Here is a 3,716-nt window from a genome sequence, read left to right as displayed (position 1 = left end):
GGGGCCTTAGCTCAGTTGGTAGAGCGCCTGCTTTGCAAGCAGGATGTCAGGAGTTCGAATCTCCTAGGCTCCACCAAAATCCAATTCGAAGGATTGGATTGGCGGCAGGGTATTTGACGCAGTCAAATGTCCCGAGAGCCAGTCACCTCGATTTGATCGCTAAGAACCAGTTTGGTTTTTAGCCGTCCAATCGGACGTACGTCCAAGTTACCCGCAAGGATGACGGACACCCTAATTTACATCGTTTAGAGAGAATACAATAAACAACACTGTTGGTGCCACAAGTGGGTGGTTGCCTCAGCGGTTCTTCCTTCGGGAAGCGGTTGATTTAGGTCCCTTTCCTCGGACCTTCTTCGATATCGCTGCTGAAACGACGGTGTTGTCCAAGTCAAGTACACTAACCAGATCTGAGAGATCAGATCTAATGTGCTTCAGATCGAAGAATGACCGACATCATTCTTCATATGATTTGAAGCGCGGGAAAGTATGCTTTTGGTCCAGTTTGCCCCTTCTGGGGTAAGACGGCAGATGAACAAAAGGTCTGTCTTCTTCTGGATCAAATCAAGCGCGAGAAGGGCGTTTGGTGAATGCCTTGGCAGTAAGAGGCGATGAAGGACGTGATACTCTGCGATAAGCTTTGGGAAGGTGAGAATAGCCGTTATACCCAGAGATCTCCGAATGGGGGAACCCACCTGACAGTTCATTATAATTACTCACTGGCGAACTCTTCGAGTTCGTTTAGGTAATTTATAGTGTTCTGAAACAGGTACTTTTAACCTGAATACATAGGGTTTTAAGAGCAAACCCGGGGAACTGAAACATCTAAGTACCCGGAGGAAAGGAAATCAATTGATACTCCCCTAGTAGCGGCGAGCGAACGGGGACCAGCCGAGCCATGAGTGTGGATAGAATGCGTTGGGAAGCGCAACCATAGTGGGTGACAGTCCCGTATATGAAGCACGATTGGACGTATTAAGTAGGGCGGAACACGTGAAATTCTGTCTGAAGATCGGAGGACCACCTTCGAAGGCTAAGTACTCCTTACTGACCGATAGCGAACCAGTACCGTGAGGGAAAGGTGAAAAGCACCCCGACGAGGGGAGTGAAACAGTACCTGAAACCGAACGCCTACAATCAGTCGGAGGCCCCTTGAGGGCTGACGGCGTACCTTTTGTATAATGGGTCATCGACTTGGTCTATCTAGCAAGCTTAAGCCGTTAGGTGTAGGCGCAGCGAAAGCGAGTCTTAATAGGGCGAATGAGTTAGGTGGATCAGACCCGAAACCGAGTGATCTAGGCATGGCCAGGTTGAAGGTGCAGTAACATGCACTGGAGGACCGAACCCACATCTGTTGAAAAAGATCGGGATGAGCTGTGCCTAGGGGTGAAAGGCCAATCAAACTCGGAGATAGCTGGTTCTCTGCGAAATCTATTTAGGTAGAGCGTCGGACGAATACTCTCGGGGGTAGAGCACTGAATGGGTAATGGGGGCCTACAGCCTTACTGATCCTAATCAAACTCCGAATACCGAGAAGTACTATCCGGCAGACACACAGCGGATGCTAACGTCCGTTGTGGAGAGGGAAACAACCCTGACCTACAGCTAAGGCCCCTAATTCATGGCTAAGTGGGAAAGCAGGTGAGACGACCAAAACAACCAGGAGGTTGGCTTAGAAGCAGCCATCCTTTAAAGATAGCGTAACAGCTCACTGGTCTAAATAAGTTGTCTTGCGGCGAAGATGTACCGGGGCTCAAGCCATGAGCCGAAGCTTAGGGTGTGCATTTATGCACGCGGTAGCAGAGCGTAGTGTGACATAGTTCCATTCCTCATTAGCATCTTCGGATGCATTTGAGGATCGGAGCTTTCGATGAAGCGGGCGTGTGAGCGATCCCGTGGAGAGATCACTAGTGAGAATGATGACATGAGTAGCGACAAAGGGGGTGAGAGACCCCCTCGCCGAAAATCCAAGGGTTCCTGCTTAAAGCTAATCTGAGCAGGGTAAGCCGGCCCCTAAGCCGAGGCCGAAAGGCGTAGGCGATGGGAACCAGGTTAATATTCCTGGGCCGTGGAGTGGTGACGGATCTCGAAGGTAGTTCATCCTTATCGGATTGAATGGGCTGCTTAGAGGTTCCTGGAAATAGCCCTCCTATAAGACCGTACCCTAAACCGACACAGGTGGATAGGTAGAGTATACCAAGGCGCTTGAGAGAACGATGTTGAAGGAACTCGGCAAAATACCTCCGTAAGTTCGCGAGAAGGAGGCCCAGTTTCTACGCAAGTATTGACTGGGGGCACAAACTAGGGGGTGGCGACTGTTTACTAAAAACACAGGGCTCTGCGAAGTCGCAAGACGACGTATAGGGTCTGACGCCTGCCCGGTGCCTGAAGGTTAAAAGGAGGAGTGCAAGCTCCGAATTGAAGCCCAGGTAAACGGCGGCCGTAACTATAACGGTCCTAAGGTAGCGAAATTCCTTGTCGGGTAAGTTCCGACCTGCACGAATGGCGTAACGACTTCCCCGCTGTCTCCAACATCGACTCAGCGAAATTGAATTGCCTGTCAAGATGCAGGCTTCCCGCGGTTAGACGGAAAGACCCCGTGCACCTTTACTACAGCTTCACACTGGCATCAGACACAACATGTGCAGAATAGGTGGTAGGCTTTGAACTCAGGACGCCAGTTCTGAGGGAGCCTCCTTTGAGATACCACCCTTGTTCTGTTTGATGTCTAACCGCGGTCCGTTATCCGGATCCGGGACCCTGTGTGGCGGGTAGTTTGACTGGGGCGGTCGCCTCCTAAAGAGTAACGGAGGCGCGCGAAGGTTGGCTCAGAGCGGTCGGAAATCGCTCGTTGAGTGCAATGGCAGAAGCCAGCCTGACTGCGAGACTGACAAGTCGAGCAGAGTCGAAAGACGGCCATAGTGATCCGGTGGTCCCGAGTGGAAGGGCCATCGCTCAACGGATAAAAGGTACGCCGGGGATAACAGGCTGATACTGCCCAAGAGTCCATATCGACGGCAGTGTTTGGCACCTCGATGTCGGCTCATCTCATCCTGGGGCTGGAGCAGGTCCCAAGGGTACGGCTGTTCGCCGTTTAAAGAGGTACGTGAGCTGGGTTTAGAACGTCGTGAGACAGTTCGGTCCCTATCTGCCGTGGGTGTAGGATACTTGAGAGGAGTTGCCCCTAGTACGAGAGGACCGGGGTGAACGTTCCACTGGTGGACCAGTTATCGTGCCAACGGTAGTGCTGGGTAGCTATGAACGGACAGGATAACCGCTGAAGGCATCTAAGCGGGAAGCCCCCCTCAAAACAAGGTATCCCTGAGGACCGAGGAAGACTACCTCGTCGATAGGCCAGAGGTGTAAGCGTGGTAACACGTTCAGCTGACTGGTACTAATGGTCCGATAGGCTTGATTTGATCCAGTAGAAGTCAAACCTCTACTGCATAATCAAAAGCATACATCACAGTATAACTTGACTTGGAATTGCTCTTTATTCGGTTTGGTGGTCACAGCACCAGTGAAACACCCGATCCCTTCCCGAACTCGGCCGTTAAGCACGGTTGCGCCAATGGTACTGCATCTTAAGGTGTGGGAGAGTAGGTCACCGCCAAACCTAATAAAGAGCAAGAAACATTCTCTCAAACGATGAAACAAATACACAATACGCCGCCGTGCAGAAATGCAGGCGGCGTATTGCGTTAAAATACATTGAAATA

Annotated in this window: 1 tRNA gene and 2 rRNA genes; all 3 read left to right on the top strand. The window is 51.2% G+C overall.

Annotated elements, in window-relative coordinates:
• The 3 genes from FIL88_RS16515 (at position 1) to rrf (ending at position 3,613) form a co-directional block, all read left to right on the top strand.
• A tRNA-Ala gene (locus FIL88_RS16515) sits at positions 1 to 76 on the top strand.
• Between the two features lie 483 nt (positions 77 to 559).
• Positions 560 to 3,416, top strand: a 23S ribosomal RNA gene (locus FIL88_RS16510).
• 82 nt (positions 3,417 to 3,498) lie between these two features.
• Positions 3,499 to 3,613, top strand: a 5S ribosomal RNA gene (gene rrf / locus FIL88_RS16505).
• The last annotated feature ends 103 nt before the right edge of the window (positions 3,614 to 3,716 follow it).

Source organism: Aliiroseovarius halocynthiae (genome assembly GCF_007004645.1).
Classification (GTDB): domain Bacteria; phylum Pseudomonadota; class Alphaproteobacteria; order Rhodobacterales; family Rhodobacteraceae; genus Aliiroseovarius; species Aliiroseovarius halocynthiae.
The sequence above is the reverse complement of the archived record's forward strand: the minus strand, read 5'-3'. Positions and strand labels throughout refer to the sequence as shown.